12 protein-coding genes are annotated in these 15193 nt (G+C 70.6%); 9 read left to right on the plus strand and 3 right to left on the minus strand.

All coding sequences use genetic code 11. From position 1 onward, the window contains the following. Positions 1 to 32: 32 nt before the first annotated feature. From secD to DP939_RS39870, 4 genes are all read left to right on the plus strand, one after another. The gene (secD, locus tag DP939_RS39855) at positions 33 to 1898 is read left to right on the plus strand and encodes a protein translocase subunit SecD (RefSeq protein ID WP_318656343.1); all 1866 of its coding nucleotides are present in this window, start codon (positions 33 to 35) and stop codon (positions 1896 to 1898) included. Position 1899: 1 nt separating this feature from the next. Next, positions 1900 to 2952 carry a protein translocase subunit SecF gene (secF, locus tag DP939_RS39860; RefSeq protein ID WP_113986033.1) on the plus strand — a complete coding sequence of 351 codons (1053 nt, stop codon included), beginning with the start codon at positions 1900 to 1902 and terminating at the stop codon, positions 2950 to 2952. Between the two features lie 118 nt (positions 2953 to 3070). Then, the gene (locus DP939_RS39865) at positions 3071 to 3595 is read left to right on the plus strand and encodes an adenine phosphoribosyltransferase (protein ID WP_199565722.1); all 525 of its coding nucleotides are present in this window, start codon (positions 3071 to 3073) and stop codon (positions 3593 to 3595) included. A 232-nt stretch (positions 3596 to 3827) separates the two neighbouring features. Beyond that, entirely contained in the window at positions 3828 to 6014 is a 2187-nt protein-coding gene (locus tag DP939_RS39870; RefSeq protein ID WP_113986035.1) for a RelA/SpoT family protein, read from the plus strand. A gap of 144 nt (positions 6015 to 6158) precedes the next feature. Here DP939_RS39870 and DP939_RS39875 read toward each other — a convergent pair whose 3' ends face one another. Together DP939_RS39875 and DP939_RS39880 are read right to left on the minus strand one after the other, a co-directional pair. Continuing rightward, the gene (locus DP939_RS39875; RefSeq protein ID WP_113986066.1) at positions 6159 to 7388 is read right to left on the minus strand and encodes a DUF349 domain-containing protein; all 1230 of its coding nucleotides are present in this window, start codon (positions 7386 to 7388) and stop codon (positions 6159 to 6161) included. 43 nt (positions 7389 to 7431) lie between these two features. Then, positions 7432 to 8259, minus strand: coding sequence for a peptidylprolyl isomerase (locus DP939_RS39880; RefSeq protein WP_225878778.1), 828 nt, complete (start codon positions 8257 to 8259; stop codon positions 7432 to 7434). Positions 8260 to 8410: 151 nt separating this feature from the next. Between DP939_RS39880 and DP939_RS39885 the strand changes: the two genes are divergently transcribed. The 3 genes from DP939_RS39885 to aspS are packed head-to-tail and all read left to right on the plus strand — an operon-like array spanning position 8411 to position 12108. Beyond that, complete coding sequence (locus DP939_RS39885; RefSeq protein WP_113986036.1) at positions 8411 to 9091, plus strand: MBL fold metallo-hydrolase; 681 nt, start codon at positions 8411 to 8413, stop codon at positions 9089 to 9091. Further along, positions 9092 to 10360, plus strand: a complete 1269-nt coding sequence (hisS, locus tag DP939_RS39890; protein WP_113986037.1) for a histidine--tRNA ligase — start codon at positions 9092 to 9094, stop codon at positions 10358 to 10360. Then, complete coding sequence (gene aspS, locus DP939_RS39895; protein WP_113986038.1) at positions 10357 to 12108, plus strand: aspartate--tRNA ligase; 1752 nt, start codon at positions 10357 to 10359, stop codon at positions 12106 to 12108. The genes hisS and aspS overlap by 4 nt, the downstream gene beginning before the upstream one ends. Positions 12109 to 12185: 77 nt before the next feature. On the opposite strand, the gene DP939_RS39900 is transcribed toward aspS, so the two are convergent. After that, complete coding sequence (locus tag DP939_RS39900) at positions 12186 to 13136, minus strand: peptidylprolyl isomerase (protein WP_225878779.1); 951 nt, start codon at positions 13134 to 13136, stop codon at positions 12186 to 12188. A gap of 176 nt (positions 13137 to 13312) precedes the next feature. On the opposite strand from DP939_RS39900, the gene DP939_RS39905 reads away from it, so the two are divergent. Next, positions 13313 to 13768, plus strand: coding sequence for a DUF2231 domain-containing protein (locus DP939_RS39905; RefSeq protein ID WP_113986040.1), 456 nt, complete (start codon positions 13313 to 13315; stop codon positions 13766 to 13768). Between the two features lie 35 nt (positions 13769 to 13803). Beyond that, positions 13804 to 15120, plus strand: coding sequence for a replication-associated recombination protein A (locus DP939_RS39910; protein ID WP_113986041.1), 1317 nt, complete (start codon positions 13804 to 13806; stop codon positions 15118 to 15120). The last annotated feature ends 73 nt before the right edge of the window (positions 15121 to 15193 follow it).

Genomic DNA, 15193 nt, shown 5'->3' on the forward strand with positions numbered 1-15193 from the left:
AAACCCTTTACCCAGAAGGAAACAGGCGACCAGTGGCCCGACGACCGACCAGCAGCCACAGCAGGCCGGGGCGCATGCTCCTGCTGCTCGTGGCACTCATCCTCGCCCTGGGCGGGACCATGTTCCTGCAGCGGGCGTTCGCCCCCCTCTTCGGCCTCGACCTGGCCGGCGGCACCATCGTGACGCTGTCCCCGGTGACGTCGAACAACAAGGCGCCTTCACAAGAGAGCCTCGATCTCGCGGTCAACATCATCCGTGACCGCGTCAACGGCACAGGGATCTCCGACGCCGAGGTCACCAAATCCGGTGACAACATCGTGATCTCCGTGCCCGGAGCGGGCCAGGAAGACGTCGTGAAGCTGGTCGGCACCACTGCGGAGCTGCGTTTCCGCCAGGTGCTCGGGGTCGCCGCGGCGGCCCCGCCGATGCCCACGGCCGCGCCGACCCCGAGTGCGTCGTCCGGCGACGCCTCGACTCCGCCCAGCGCCACGCCGGCGGCCACCCCTTCGCAGAGCGCGGGCACGCCGGGTCCCGGCGGCACGCCCGCGGCCCAGGGCGGCATCACCAGCGGCAAGCGCGCCTTCAGCACGCTGACCAACCCGTCCCCGGCCCCGACGCCGACCGGCACCAGCAAGGAGCCGGGCAAGGGTGACAGAGGCGACAAGGACGGCGACGGGAAGTCCGGCGATGAATCGGGCGACGACAAATCCGGTGACAAGGCCGGCGACAAGGGCAAGGGCACGCCCGAGCCGTCCACCCCGCCCACCGCGCCACCTACTGGGCCCCCCAGTGACGACCCGTTGGCCGGCATCGACCCCAACGGCATCGACCCCGCGGTCCTGGAGCAGTTCAAGAACCTCGACTGCACGAAGGCCGACCGCGGCCAGGGCGCCCAGGACGACCCCGCCAAGCAGATAGCGGTCTGCGACGCCGACGGCTCGGCCCGCTACATCCTCGACAAGGCGGCCGTCGTCGGCACCGAGATCTCCAGCGCCGACTCCGGCGTGGCCCAGGACACCGGCGAGTGGCTGGTCCAGCTCAGCTTCAAGAGCAAGGGCGCACAGGAGTGGAGCCAGGTCACCACGACCGCCTTCAACTCCCAGGCTCCGCGCAACCAGGTCGCGATGGTCCTCGACGGCGTCGTGATCTCCGCGCCGGTCATCCAGGAGCCCATCACCGGCGGCCGGGCCCAGATCTCCGGCACCTTCAACCAGGAGTCCGCCAACGAGCTGGCCAACCAGCTCAAGTACGGCGCGCTGCCGCTGAAGTTCGTGCGCAGCTCGATCTCCGAGATCTCCTCCACCCTCGGCGCCGACCAGCTGCGGGGCGGCCTCATCGCGGGCGGCATCGGCCTGGCGCTGGTCGTGGTCTACTCGCTGCTCTACTACCGGGGCCTGGGCGTCGTGTCGGTGCTGAGCCTCGCGGTGGCCACCATCTTGACCTACCAGTCGGTGGTGGTGCTCGGCGCGGGCGCGGGTTTCCGGCTGTCCCTGCCGCACATCATCGGCCTGATCGTATCGATCGGCATCACCGCCGACTCCTTCATCGTCTACTTCGAGCGCATCCGAGACGAGATGAAGGAGGGCAGACGGTCGCTCCGCGCGGCCGTGGAGGTCGCCTGGGTGCGCGCCCGCCGCACGATCCTGATCGCCGACGCGGTGATGTTCATCGCCGCCGTGGTGCTCTACTTCCTGGCGGTGGGCGGTGTGGCCGGCTTCGCCTTCGCGATGGGCCTGACCACGCTGATCGACATCCTGGTGGTCTTCATGTTCACCAAGCCGTTCGTGGCGCTGCTGGCCAGGCTGAAGTTCTTCGCCAAGGGCCACAAGCTCTCCGGCCTGGACGCCGAGCGCATGAGCGCCGACCCCGTCCGCACGACCGCACCGCGGGAGGCCTGACATGGCTGGTTTCGGTTCCGGGCTCGCCCGACGCCTCTACCGGGGCGAGGTCGACGTCGACTTCGTGGGCAAGCAGAAACTCTGGTACAGCCTTTCGGCCCTGCTCCTGCTGCTGTCGATCGCCGGCCTGGTCGTGAAGGGTGGGCTCAACCTCGGAGTGGAGTTCACCGGAGGATCGGTCTTCTCCTTCCAGGCGCCGAAGGCGGGCATCGAGGACGTCCGCACCACCTTCCTCGACCAGAAGGTGCACCAGGTCATCCCGCAGACCGCGGGCGACTACTGGCGGGTCACGACCGAGCCGTTGCCCGAGGGCAAGGTCACCCAGATCCAGAAGGCCATCGCCGCCGAGTACGACCTCCCCCAGAAGGAGGTCAACGTCGACCTGATCGGCGCGACCTGGGGCGGTCAGGTCTCAGAGAAGGCGTTGATCGGTCTCGGCGTGTTCATGCTGGCGATCATCCTCTATCTGACCATGGCCTTCGAGTGGAAGATGGCGCTGGCCGCGATCGTCGCCCTCTTCCACGACCTGATCATCACGGCCGGTGTCTACGCCTGGACGGGCTTCGAGGTGACCCCGGCGACGGTGCTGGGCTTCCTCACCATCCTGGGCTATTCGCTGTACGACGCCGTCGTGGTCTTCGACATGATCAAGGAGGTCACCGCCAAGCTCGGCCTGGGCTCCAAGGTGACCTACGCGCAGGCCGCCAACGACGCGCTCAACCACACGCTGATCCGGTCGCTGAACACCACCCTGGTGGCGATCCTGCCGGTCGCGGCGATCCTGTTCATCGGTACCACGCTGCTCGGCGCGGGCACCCTGAAGGACCTGTCGCTGGCGCTGTTCGTGGGCATGCTCGTCGGCACCTACTCCTCGCTGTGCGTGGCCACGCCGATGCTGGTCACGATGAAGGAGCGGGAGCCGAAGTACCAGCAGCTCGCCAGGCGGCTGGGCGCCCGCGGCGCGCAGTCCAAGGAGCCGCGCGACGCGCCCGACGACAAGCGCGAGCCGGTGAGCGCCAACTCCGCGACGACCACCAAGCGGCGCAAGAAGTAGCATCCTGATACGCGCCTCCGCCACGGCAGGGCCGGGGTGGGGGCGCGTACGGCTGCCCGGGCCCAGACCGTGCCCCCTCTGCCCCCCTTGTTTCCATCCTCCCTGCGACGACAGGCCGATAATGAGCGAGCTGAGCGAGCTGATCCTGCGACGGATCCGCGACGTCCCCGACTATCCGCGGCCGGGTGTGGTGTTCAAGGACATCACCCCGTTGCTCGCCGACCACGCCGCCTTCGGCGCGGTGGTGGACGAGCTGGCCGGGATGTGCGAGGGGATCGACAAGATCGTCGGCATCGAGGCGCGCGGCTTCATCCTGGCCGCGCCGGTGGCCTACCGGGCGGGCACGGGCTTCGTGCCGGTACGGAAAAAGGGCAAATTGCCCGCCGAAACGCTGGAGAGGTCCTACGATCTGGAGTACGGCTCCGCCGTCGTGGAGGTGCACCGAGACGCCTTCGAGCCCGGCGACCGGGTTCTCATCGTGGATGACGTGCTCGCCACCGGCGGGACCGCGCGGGCGACCGCGGACCTGGTCCGCGAGGCCGGAGCCGAGGTCGTCGGCGCGGCCGTGCTCATGGAACTGGCCTTCCTGGCCGGACGTGACCGGCTCGCCGGTCTCGACCTGCGATCTCTTGTGATCGTCTGATCCCCCGGGGACGCCACCTCGGTGAACCGCGTGGATACACTGAGGGATCTAGACTCGAACGTGAGGAGTCTGCGTGCCCCGTGACGTGGTGGTGTCAGAGACGACCGCAGGCGGTGCGGCCCCCGGGCCCGCCGCCCCGCAGGGCGGTCCCGGTGGTGCGCCGGGAGCCGGTCAGGACCGCCCCGCGGCGCCGCCGCGGCGCGGCAGGCTCTCGCGGTTTGGGGGAGGGGCCATGAACCCGGTGCTCGAACCTCTGTTCCGCACCGTGAAGGCGACGCACCCGAAAGCCGACCTGCGGCTCATCGAACGCGCCTACGAGGTGGCCGCCCACCACCACCGCGGCCAGAAGCGCAAGAGCGGCGACCCCTACATCACCCACCCGCTCGCGGTCGCCACCATCCTGGCCGAGCTGGGCACCGACGACGAGACCCTGTGCGCCGCGCTGCTGCACGACACCGTCGAGGACACCGCCTACAGCCTGGACGAGCTGCGCCGCGACTTCGGCGAGAACGTCGGCCTGCTGGTGGACGGCGTGACCAAGCTGGACAAGGTCAAGTTCGGCGACGCGGCCCAGGCCGAGACCGTGCGCAAGATGGTCGTGGCCATGTCGCGCGACATCCGCGTGCTGGTCATCAAGCTCGCCGACCGCCTGCACAACATGCGGACCATGCGCTACCTGCCGCCGCACAAGCGCGAGCAGAAGTCCCGCGAGACGCTGGAGATCTTCGCCCCGCTGGCCCACCGCCTGGGCATGAACACCATCAAGTGGGAGCTGGAGGACCTCGCGTTCGCGCTGCTCTACCCCAAGCGCTACGACGAGATCGCCCGGATGGTCTCCGAGCGCGCGCCGCGCCGCGACCTGTTCCTGCAAGAGGTGATCGAGAAGGTCGCGGCCGACCTGCGGGACGCCAAGATCCGCGCCACCGTGAAGGGCCGCCCCAAGCACTACTACTCGATCTACCAGAAGATGATCGCCAGAGACGTCGCCTTCGACGACATCTACGACCTGGTGGGCATCCGGGTGCTGGTGGACACGGTTCGCGACTGCTATGCGGCCCTCGGAACGATCCACGCCAGGTGGAACCCGGTCCCCGGCCGGTTCAAGGACTACATCGCGATGCCCAAGTTCAACATGTACCAGTCGTTGCACACGACGGTCATCGGGCCCGAGGGCAAGACGGTCGAGCTGCAGATCCGCACACACGCGATGCACCACAGGGCCGAGTACGGCGTGGCCGCGCACTGGAAGTACAAAGAAGACCTGACCGCCACCGGCCCGGGCGGGGCCAAGGTCAGGCCCGGCAGCGACATGGCCTGGCTGCGGCAGCTCCTGGACTGGCAGAAGGAGACCTCCGACCCCGGGGAGTTCCTGGAGTCGCTGCGCTTCGACCTCTCGGTCTCGGAGGTCTACGTCTTCACGCCGCGCGGCCAGGTCATCGCGCTGCCCGAGGGGGCGACCCCGGTCGACTTCGCCTACGCCGTGCACACCGAGGTCGGCCACCGCTGCATCGGCGCGCGGGTCAACGGCCGCCTGGTGCCGCTGGAGTCGCGGCTGGGCAACGGCGACACGGTGGAGATCTTCACCTCCAAGTCCCAGGACGCCGGGCCGTCGCGCGACTGGCTGAAGTTCGTCAAGAGCGGCCGGGCCCGCAACAAGATCCGGCAGTGGTTCTCCAAGGAGCGCCGCGAGACCGCGATCGAGGCGGGCAAGGAGGCCATCGGCCGGGCGATGCGCAAGCAGGGGCTGCCCCTGCAGCGGCTGATGTCGGGGGAGGCCCTGCTCGCCCTGGCCCGTGACCTGCGCTATCCCGACGTGTCGGCGCTGTACGCGGCGGTCGGCGAGGGCCACGTCTCGGCCCAGTCGGTGGTCGGCAAGCTGGTCGAGTCGATCGGCGGCGTGGACAGCGCGCAGGAGGACATCGCCGAGGCGTCCGTCCCGACCCGGCTGCGCGGCCGGCCCCGCACCGGCGCCAACGCGGGCGTGATCGTGGCCGGCGACCAGGACGTCTGGGTGCGCCTGTCGCGCTGCTGCACACCGGTGCCGGGCGATGAGATCCTCGGGTTCGTCACCCGCGGCCACGGGGTGTCGGTCCACCGGGTCAACTGCCCCAACGTCGAGCAGCTGCGCGCCCAGCAGGACCGCTTGGTCGAGGTGAGCTGGTCGCCGGGTGACGACTCGGTCTTCCTGGTGGCCATCCAGGTCGAGGCGCTGGACCGGCCGCGGCTGCTGTCCGACGTGACCCGCACCCTGTCGGACCACCACGTCAACATACTGTCGGCGTCCGTGGCGACCTCCCGCGACCGGGTCGCGGTGAGCAGGTTCACCTTCGAGATGGGCGACCCCAAGCACCTCGGTCACGTCCTGAAGGGCGTGCGCAACGTGCAAGGCGTCTACGACGTCTACCGGGTGAACAACTGACGCCCTCTGGCGGCCCGTAGGGCGCGCGAAGCCGCCACCCGTGGTTCGGGGTGGCCGGTGGCGCGCCGGCCCGGCACAGGCCCTTTCAGGGGCTCTGCGGGGCCTGTCCGGGCGGGCCGGTGCGCCACCGGATGTGAGAGCCCTTCAGGAGAACTCGCCGAGCGTGCGCTCGGCCTCCTCCAGCCAGGACCTGCGGGCGGCGAGCGCGTCCTCGTGCTCCCTGACGTCCTTCTCCAGGCCGGCGGCGCGCGCCTGGGACAGGCGGGCCTCAAGCTGGTCGATGGAGCGGCGCAGCTGGTTGACGGTGTCCTGGGCCCGGGCCCGGGCCTCGGGGTTGGAGCGCTTCCACTCCGACTCCTCGGCCTTGCGCACCGCGTCGTCCACCCGGCGCAGCCCGCCTTCGAGGCGGTCGCGCAGGTCGCGAGGCACCGGCCCGGCCGCCTCCCAGCGCTCCAGCAGGTGACGCAGGGCGGCACGGGCGCTGCGCGCGTCGGTCACCGGCAGGATCTTCTCGGCCTCGGCCAGCAACTGCTCCTTGACCTCGGCGTTCTCCCGCAGGGACGCGTCACGCTCGGCGAAGACAGCCGAACGCGCCTGGAAGAACTGGTCCTGGGCCCCCTTGAAGCGGGTCCACAGCTCCTCCTCGACCTCGCGGGAGGCACGGCCCGCGGCCTTCCAGCGGCGCATCAGCTCGCGGTAGGCGGCCGCGGTCGCCCCCCAGTCGGTGGAGCCGGCCAGGGCCTCGGCCTCGGCGACGATCTGGTCCTTCTCCGCGCGGACGCCCTCGCGCTGCTCGTCGAGCCCCGCGAAGTACACCTTGCGCCGCTTGGCGAACGCCGTGCGGGCCGCCGACAGCCGCTTCCACAGCGCCGCCTCGGTGACGCGGTCGATGCGGTCGGCGGCCTTCCACTCCTCGACGAGCTGACGCAGCCGTTCGCCGCCGGACTTCCAGTGGGTGGTCTCGGTGGCGATCCGCTCGGCCTCGCCGACGATGCGCTCCTTGACCGACCGCGCCTCCGCGCGGGCCTGGTCGCGGGCCACCTTGACCTCCTCGCGCCGCTTGGCGACCAGGTCGGTCAGGGTGTCCAGGCGGCCCAGCAGGGCGTCGAGGTCGCCCACGGCGTGGGCGTCCGTGATCGCCTCGCGCAGCTTGGTGATGCCCGCCTCGGCCTGCGCGGGGGGCAGGTCGGTGCCACGTAGCCGCTGTTCGAGCAGCTCGACCTGGGTGGCGAGCTCCTCGAACTTGCGATGGAAGTAGGCCAGCGCCTCTTCGGGCTCACCGGCCTGCCAGGACCCGACGGCTCGCTCTCCCTCAGCCGTACGCACGTAGACGGTGCCGTCGTCGTCTACCCGGCCCCACGGGTCGGTGCTCACCGTGTCCTCCACTTGATAGTCCCTGACCTATGTGGCTATTACGTCAGCTCTTGCCAGAGATTGTCACGTCTTTGATTTGCACTTTCACCTTCGGGGCGGTGTTGTCCGCCAGGAACCCACCTTTGGCCACCTTGTCGAGGATGTCCATTCCCTTGCTGACGGTACCGAATGGGGTGTACTTCGGGGGGAGGGACTTGGTCTCGTCCCCGAAGATGAGGAAGAACTGGCTGCCGTTGGTGTTCTCGCCGCTGTTGGCCATCGCCACGACGCCCCGGCCGTAGGGCATCCCGCCCAGGTTCTCGTCGGCGAAGCTGTAGCCGGGACCGCCCTGGCCGTCCGTTCCGCCCTTGCCGTCGGCCTTGGCCTTCGGGTCGCCGCACTGCAGGATCGCCAGGCCGCCGGTCTCCGGGGTGACCAGCCGGTGGCAGCTGGTGCCGTCGAAGTAGTCCTTGCCCGCCAGGAAGGCGAAGGAGTTGACCGTGCAGGGCGCCTTCATCGGCTGCATGTCCACGACGATCTCGCCCTGGCTGGTGCCGAGCCTCATCTGCGTCGCGGTCAGGTCGGGCTTGCTCGGGGGAGTGCCGACCTTCTTGGTCACCCCCTTGGCGTCCTCCGGGTAGGAGCAGCTCACCTTCGTCGCGTCCAAGGGAGAGGAGGAGGGAGAAGGGCTGGACGCCGCCTGCGGGCGGGAATCGCCGCCGCCCAACAGCGTGACCGCGGCCACCACGCCTCCGATCACCACCACGACGCCGATCGTGGAGCCGATGACCGCGTTGCGCTTGGTCTTGGCCTGACGCTCGATCCGCCGTTGCATCTGACGCTCGTAGTGCTCACGCGCGAGCTGTCGCTGCCGCTCCTTGCCGGTTGCCACTGCCGTCCACCCTTCGAGTGTCACGCCGATGAACTAACTGAGGTGGGCGAATCGTATCGGCCAACACCTAATGGTTCGCAGCCCGGCGACCGGCACCGGTACCCTTCGGTTACATTCCCATCCGCATTCTTGACGAGATCAACTGAGGCAGATGCTGATCGCCGGGTTTCCCGCAGGGGCCTTCCAGGCCAACTGTTACGTCGTAGCCCCCGCCGCAGGCGAGGAGTGCGTGGTCATCGACCCAGGCCAGGACGCCGTCGGCGACCTCGACGACGTCCTGCGCGAGCATCGGCTGAAGCCGGTCGCGGTGCTGGCCACACACGGACACATCGACCACGTCTGGTCGGTGGCGCCGGTGTGCGGGGCGCGTGACATCCCCGCCTGGATCCACCCGGACGACCGCCACCTGCTCAGCGATCCCGCCAAGGGCTTCTCGGCCGCCTCCGGGCAGATCTTCGGCGGGCTCACCCTGAGCGAACCCGACGACGTGCGCGAGCTGGCCGACGGCGCGGTGCTGGAGCTGGCCGGCCTGACGGTCACCGTCGATCACACCCCGGGCCACACCCCGGGGTCGGTCTGCTTCAGGCTCGCGGGGGAGCAGGTGATGTTCTCCGGCGACCTGCTGTTCTCCGGATCCATCGGGCGTACCGACCTGCCCGGCGGCGACTACCGGCAGATCCTGGCCAGCCTCGCCGGCAAATGCCTTCCCCTGCCAGATGAGACGGTGGTCCTGCCCGGGCACGGACCACAGACCACGATCGGCCGGGAGCGCGCCGCCAACCCGTATCTGGCGGAGGCGATCCCGCTCGCCGGTCCCACCAGGGGGATCTGAATGGCCTTCCAATCGCCCAAGGGCACCTTCGACTGGCTGCCGCCGCGCTCGGAGCGCGCGCTGCGGGTCCGCGAGGCCGTGTCCGCGCCCGCCCGCCGGGCCGGCTACGGCTACATCGAGACGCCGACCTTCGAGGACACCGCGCTGTTCGCCCGGGGGGTGGGCGAGTCCACCGACATCGTGTCCAAGGAGATGTACACCTTCGACGACAAGGGCGGCAGGTCCATCACGCTGCGCCCGGAGGGCACCGCGCCGGTCGTGCGCGCGGTGCTCCAGCACGGCCTGCACAACGGCAGGCTGCCGGTCAAGCTGTGGTACTCGGGCAACAACTTCCGCTACGAGCGCGCCCAGCGCGGCCGCTACCGCCACTTCTCCCAGGTCGGCATCGAGGCCCTGGGCGCCGATGACCCGGTGCTCGACGCCGAGGTGATCCTGCTCGCCGCCGAGGGCTACGCCGCGCTCGGCCTGACCGGCGTCACCCTGCTCCTCAACACCCTGGGCTGCAAGGAGTGCCGCCCCGCCTACCGGGCGGCGCTGCAGGGCTTCCTGGCCGGCCTGGACCTGGACGAGCCGACCCGGCGGCGGGCCGAGATCAACCCGCTGCGCGTGCTCGACGACCGCCGGCCGGAGCTCCAGGCCAGGCTCGCCGCCGCGCCGCTGGTCACCGACCACCTGTGCGAGGCGTGCAAGGCCTACCACGAGGAGGTCCGCTCGCTGCTCTCGGCCATGGGCGTCGCCTACACCGACGACCCCCGCCTGGTCCGCGGGCTCGACTACTACATGCGCACCACGTTCGAGTTCGTCCACGACGGGCTCGGCTCGCAGTCGGCGGTCGGCGGCGGCGGCCGCTACGACGGGCTGAGCGAAATGATCGGCGGGCCGCCGCTGCCCGGGGTCGGCTGGGCCATCGGGGTCGACCGCACGGTCCTCGCCATGGAGGCCGAGGGGCTGTTCGGCGAGGAGGACCCGGCCGGGGGCGTCCCGGTCCAGGTGTACGGCGTGCCGCTGGGCGAGGAGGCGCGCCGCCGGATGTTCCGGCTGCTGGCCGAGATCCGCGCGGCGGGACTGGTCGCCGACATGGCCTTCGGCGGCAAGGGCCTGAAGGGCGCCATGAAGGGCGCCGACCGCTCGGGCGCGCGGTTCGCGCTCATCCTGGGCGAGCGCGACCTGGCGGCGCAGGCCGTACAGGTGAAGGACCTGACCACCGCGGAGCAGACCGAGGTGCCGCTGGCCCAGGTCGTCCACGTCTTGAAAGGGAAGATTCAGTGATCCGCACGCATACGGCCGGCTCGCTCCGCAAGGAGCACGCGGGCCGGCAGGTGACGCTGGCCGGATGGGTGGCCCGTCGCCGTGACCACGGCGGCGTCGTCTTCATCGACCTGCGCGACGCCTCGGGCAGTGCCCAGGTCGTGTTCAGGGAGGACGAGGTCGCCCACGACCTGCGCTCCGAGTACTGCCTGCGGGTGGTCGGCCAGGTGCGCGTGCGGCCCGAGGGCAACGAGAACCCCGACCTGCCCACCGGCGAGGTCGAGGTCGTGGCCGACGAGGTGGTCGTGCTCAGCGAGGCGGCGCCGCTGCCCTTCCCCATCGAGGGCGGCACCGGGGTCTCGGAGGAGGCCCGGCTGAAGTACCGCTACCTCGACATCCGCCGTCCGCAGGTGGCCGAGGCGCTGCGCATCCGCTCCAAGGCCACGTACCTGGCCCACCAGGTGATGGACGAGCACGGGTTCGTCTACGTCGAGACGCCCTCGCTGACCCGCTCCACGCCCGAGGGCGCCCGCGACTTCCTGGTGCCGGTCCGCCTGCAGCCCGGCCACTGGTACGCGCTGCCGCAGTCGCCGCAGCTCTTCAAGCAGCTCCTGATGGTCTCCGGGCTGGAGCGCTACTACCAGCTCGCCAAGTGCTACCGCGACGAGGACCTCCGCGCCGACCGGCAGCCCGAGTTCACCCAGATCGACGTGGAGATGTCCTTCGTCGACCAGGACGACGTGATCGCGCTGGGCGAGGCGCTGGTCGGGCGGCTGTGGAAGGAGATCGCCGGCCACGAGCTGCCCACGCCGCTGCCCCGGATGACCTACGCCGACGCGATGGCCCGGTACGGCTCCGACAAGCCCGACCTGCGCTTCGGCTGCGAGCTGGTCGACATGACCGGATACTTCTCCGGCACCTCCTTCCGGGTGTTCCAGGCCCCCTACGTCGGTGCCGTGGTGATGCCGGGCGGTGCCGGGCAGACCCGCAGGGAGCTGGACGCCTGGCAGGACTGGGCCAAGGCGCGCGGCGCCAGGGGCCTCGCCTACGTGCTCGTGCAGCAGGACGGCACCCTGGGCGGGCCGGTGGCCAAGAACCTCTCAGAGGCCGAGCTGGCGGGCCTGGCGGACCAGACCGGGGCGCGGCCGGGCGACGCCGTCTTCTTCGCGGCGGGCAAGCCGTCCGACTCGCGCGAACTGCTCGGCGCGGCCCGCCTGGAGATCGGCCGGCGCTGCGGGCTGATCGACGAGTCGCAGTGGTCGTTCCTGTGGGTCGTGGACGCCCCCATGTTCGAAGACGACGGCGAGGGCGGCTGGACGGCCGTCCACCACCCGTTCACCGGCCCCAAGCCCGAGTGGGCCGACAACTTCCAGGACCACCCGGCCGAGGCCCTGGCCTACGCCTACGACATGGTCTGCAACGGCATGGAGATCGGCGGCGGCTCCATCCGTATCCACCGGGCCGAGATGCAGCAGCGGGTGTTCGACGTGCTGGGCATCTCCAAGGAGGAGGCGGAGAGCAAGTTCGGGTTCCTGCTGGAGGCGTTCAAGTACGGCCCGCCGCCGCACGGCGGCATCGCCTACGGCTGGGACCGCATCTGCATGCTGCTGGCGGGCGGCGAGTCGATCCGCGACGTGATCGCCTTCCCCAAGACCGCCTCCGGCTTCGACCCGCTGACCGGCGCGCCCACCCCGATCACCGCCGACCAGCGCAAGGAGGCCGGTGTGGACGCCCGCCCGCGCGAGGAGGAGGGCGCCGCGACCGCGTGACGGCCCGCTGACGACGGAAGGCCGCCGCCCCTCAGGAGGGGCGGCGGCCTTCCGCTCGTGTCCGCTCGCTTGGCCGGCTACCTGGCCAGGCGCAGGTCCTTGACGATGACCGGGAGCTTCGGGGCGTGCGAGCCGCCCTCGTCCCGCGCGTCGGCCTCGTTGGTGATCCAGCCGCCCTTGACGATCTTGTCGATCACGTCCAGGCCCTTGCTCACCCTGCCGAACGGCGTGTAGGCGGGCTGGGCGTCGAGAGCCGTCGTGTCGTTGGCATAGGAGATCGCGAACTGGCTGCCGTTGGAGTTGGCGTCCTCGGAGCCCTGCGCCATGAACACCGTGCCCCTGTCGTAGGACATCCCGCCGAGGTTCTCGTCGTTGAAGATGTAGCCGGGGCTGCCCGCGCCGTCCGTCTTGGACTTGCCGTCCCCCTTGGCGAACGGGTCGCCGCACTGGAGCAGCGCCAGGCCGGTGGTGGCCGGCGCGGCCAGCCGGTGACACCGGGTGCCGTCGAAGAAGTTCTTCTTGGCCAGGAAGGCGAAGGAGTTGACCGTGCACGGCGCCTTGTCGGTCGCCAGATCGATGACGATGTCGCCCTGGTTGGTCTCGATCGTCATCGTCTTCCACTTCAGGTTGGGCTTGCCCGGCGGCCTGCCCACGTCCTTGGCCGGGCTCTTGCTCTCGTCCTTGCGGTATTCGCAGGTGCCCGGCTTGGCGCCGGCGGACGCGCCGATGGACGGGGTGGTCACCGGCGTCGAGGGCGACGTCGAGGGTGCCGGGGACTTCGAGGCGGAGGTCGCCGCCGTGCCCGCCTTCCCTCCGCCGAGCAGCGTCATCGCGGCGATGACCCCGCCCGCCACGACCACGACTCCGAGCCCCGCCCCGACGGTGACGTTCCGCTTCGCCCTGGCGCTCGCCTTGCGCTCCTCGGCGGCCCGCTGAGCCTGCCGCTGTTTGTGCTGCTGCGCCAGCTCGCTCTGACGGTCGTCGCCGCTCACCGCTGTTTCCTCCAGGATGGATTGCTTGACGTACAACTCGGCGAATCGTACCGGCCCTGAGATGTGGAATACGTAAGAGCCGCAATTTGCCCGAGATGCCGGAGAGATCCGCGATGCCGGGAACCAGCGGCGGCCCGGCATCCGTATTGCAGGAAACGGCCTGTCCATCACGGCGCACCCATCGTGCCCCCGCTCGCACCAGGAGCACTCGCATGTTCGAGCAGCTTTTCGGCCTCCCGGCCCACCCCCTGATCATCCACGCCGCCGTCGTCCTGGCCCCGCTCGCGGCCCTCGTGTGCGCCGCCCACGCCCTGGTCCCCGCCTGGCGGCCGCGGCTCGGCTGGGCCGTCGTGGGGCTGTCCATCGCCGCCCCCGCGTCCGTGTTCGCCGCCAGGCAGAGCGGCCTGGCGCTGAAGGACCACCTGTTCCCCGACGGCGTCCCCGGTCCCATGGCCGCGACCATCGGTGACCACGAGGGCTTCGCCGCACCGCTGCTGTGGACCACCGCGGGGCTCGGCCTGGCCGGGCTGCTGATGGTCTTCGCCGGGTCCAGGGCGGGCAAGGTCCCCGCGGCGGCGCTGTCCGGGGTGACCGTGCTGCTCGCCCTGGCGGCCGGCTTCTACGTGATCCGCGCCGGTCACACGGGCGCGATCGCCGTCTGGGGCTGACCGCAAGGCCCGTGGACGGCGGTAGGCTGCTGCCAGTGGACAGTCTGTTCGATTCGGCGGCCGAGGAGGCGCATCGCGGGCAGGAGCCGCTCGCGGTGCGCATGCGTCCGCGCGGCCTCGACGAGGTGCTGGGCCAGCGCCACCTGCTCGGCCAGGGCACCCCGCTGCGCCGGCTGGTGGAGAGCGAGGCCCCCATGTCGCTCTTCCTGTGGGGGCCGCCGGGCACCGGCAAGACCACCCTCGCCTACGTGGTCGCGGGCGTCACCAAGCGCCGCTTCATCGAGGTCTCGGCGGTGTCGGCCGGGGTCAAGGACGTCCGCGCCGCCATCGACTCGGCGCGGCGCGAGCTGGGCATGACCGGGCGGCAGACGGTCCTGTTCGTCGATGAGGTGCACCGCTTCAACAAGGCCCAGCAGGACGCCCTGCTGCCCGCCGTGGAGAACCGCTGGGTCACCTTCATCGGCGCCACCACGGAAAACCCGTTCTTCTCCGTCATCTCGCCGCTGCTGTCCCGCTCGCTGCTGCTCACCTTGGAGTCGCTGTCCGACGACGACGTGCGCGCGGTGCTGGAGCGCGCCGTCGGCGACCCGCGCGGGCTCGACGGCCGGGCCCGCCTCGCGCCCGACGCACTCGACCAGCTCGTACGCCTGGCGGGCGGCGACGCCCGCCGCTCCCTCACCTACCTGGAGGCCGCCGCCCTGCTGGCCGACGACATCACCGTCGAGGTCGTCGAGCGCGCGGTGGACAAGGCGGCGGTCCGCTACGACCGCCAGGGCGACCAGCACTACGACGTGATCAGCGCCTTCATCAAGTCGATGCGCGGCTCCGACGCCGACGCCGCGCTGCACTACCTGGCCCGCATGGTGGAGGCGGGGGAGGACCCGCGGTTCATCGCCAGGCGCATCGTCATCTTCGCCTCAGAAGACGTGGGCATGGCCGACCCCACCTGCCTGCAGGTCGCGGTGGCCGCGGCGCAGGCGGTGGAGTTCATCGGCCTGCCAGAGGGCCGGCTCAACCTGGCCCAGGCGGTGATCCACTGCGCGCTGGCGCCCAAGTCCAACGCCGTGATCAAGGCCATCGGCGAGGCCTGCGCCGACGTCTCGCGGGGGTCGATCGGCCAGGTCCCCGTACACCTGCGCGACGCGCACAACCGCGGCTCCAAGGAGCTCGGCCACGGCAAGGGCTACAAGTACCCGCACGACTACGAGCACGGCCTGGTCCGCCAGGACTACGCCCCCGCCGAGTTGCGCGACCGCCGCTACTACGAGCCGACCGGCCATGGGGCCGAGGCCGCCTTCGGCGAGCGCTGGTCCAAGATCCGCGCCTTCCTGCGGGGTGGCGGTCAGGGGTGATCCGGCCGGAGCCGTACCATCGACGGATAGGCGCCGGGCGGTCGTCCCGGCACGATAGGGTCTTTCCACTCCG

It is taken from the genome of Spongiactinospora rosea, from assembly GCF_003315795.1.
Classification (GTDB): Bacteria; Actinomycetota; Actinomycetes; order Streptosporangiales; family Streptosporangiaceae; genus Spongiactinospora; species Spongiactinospora rosea.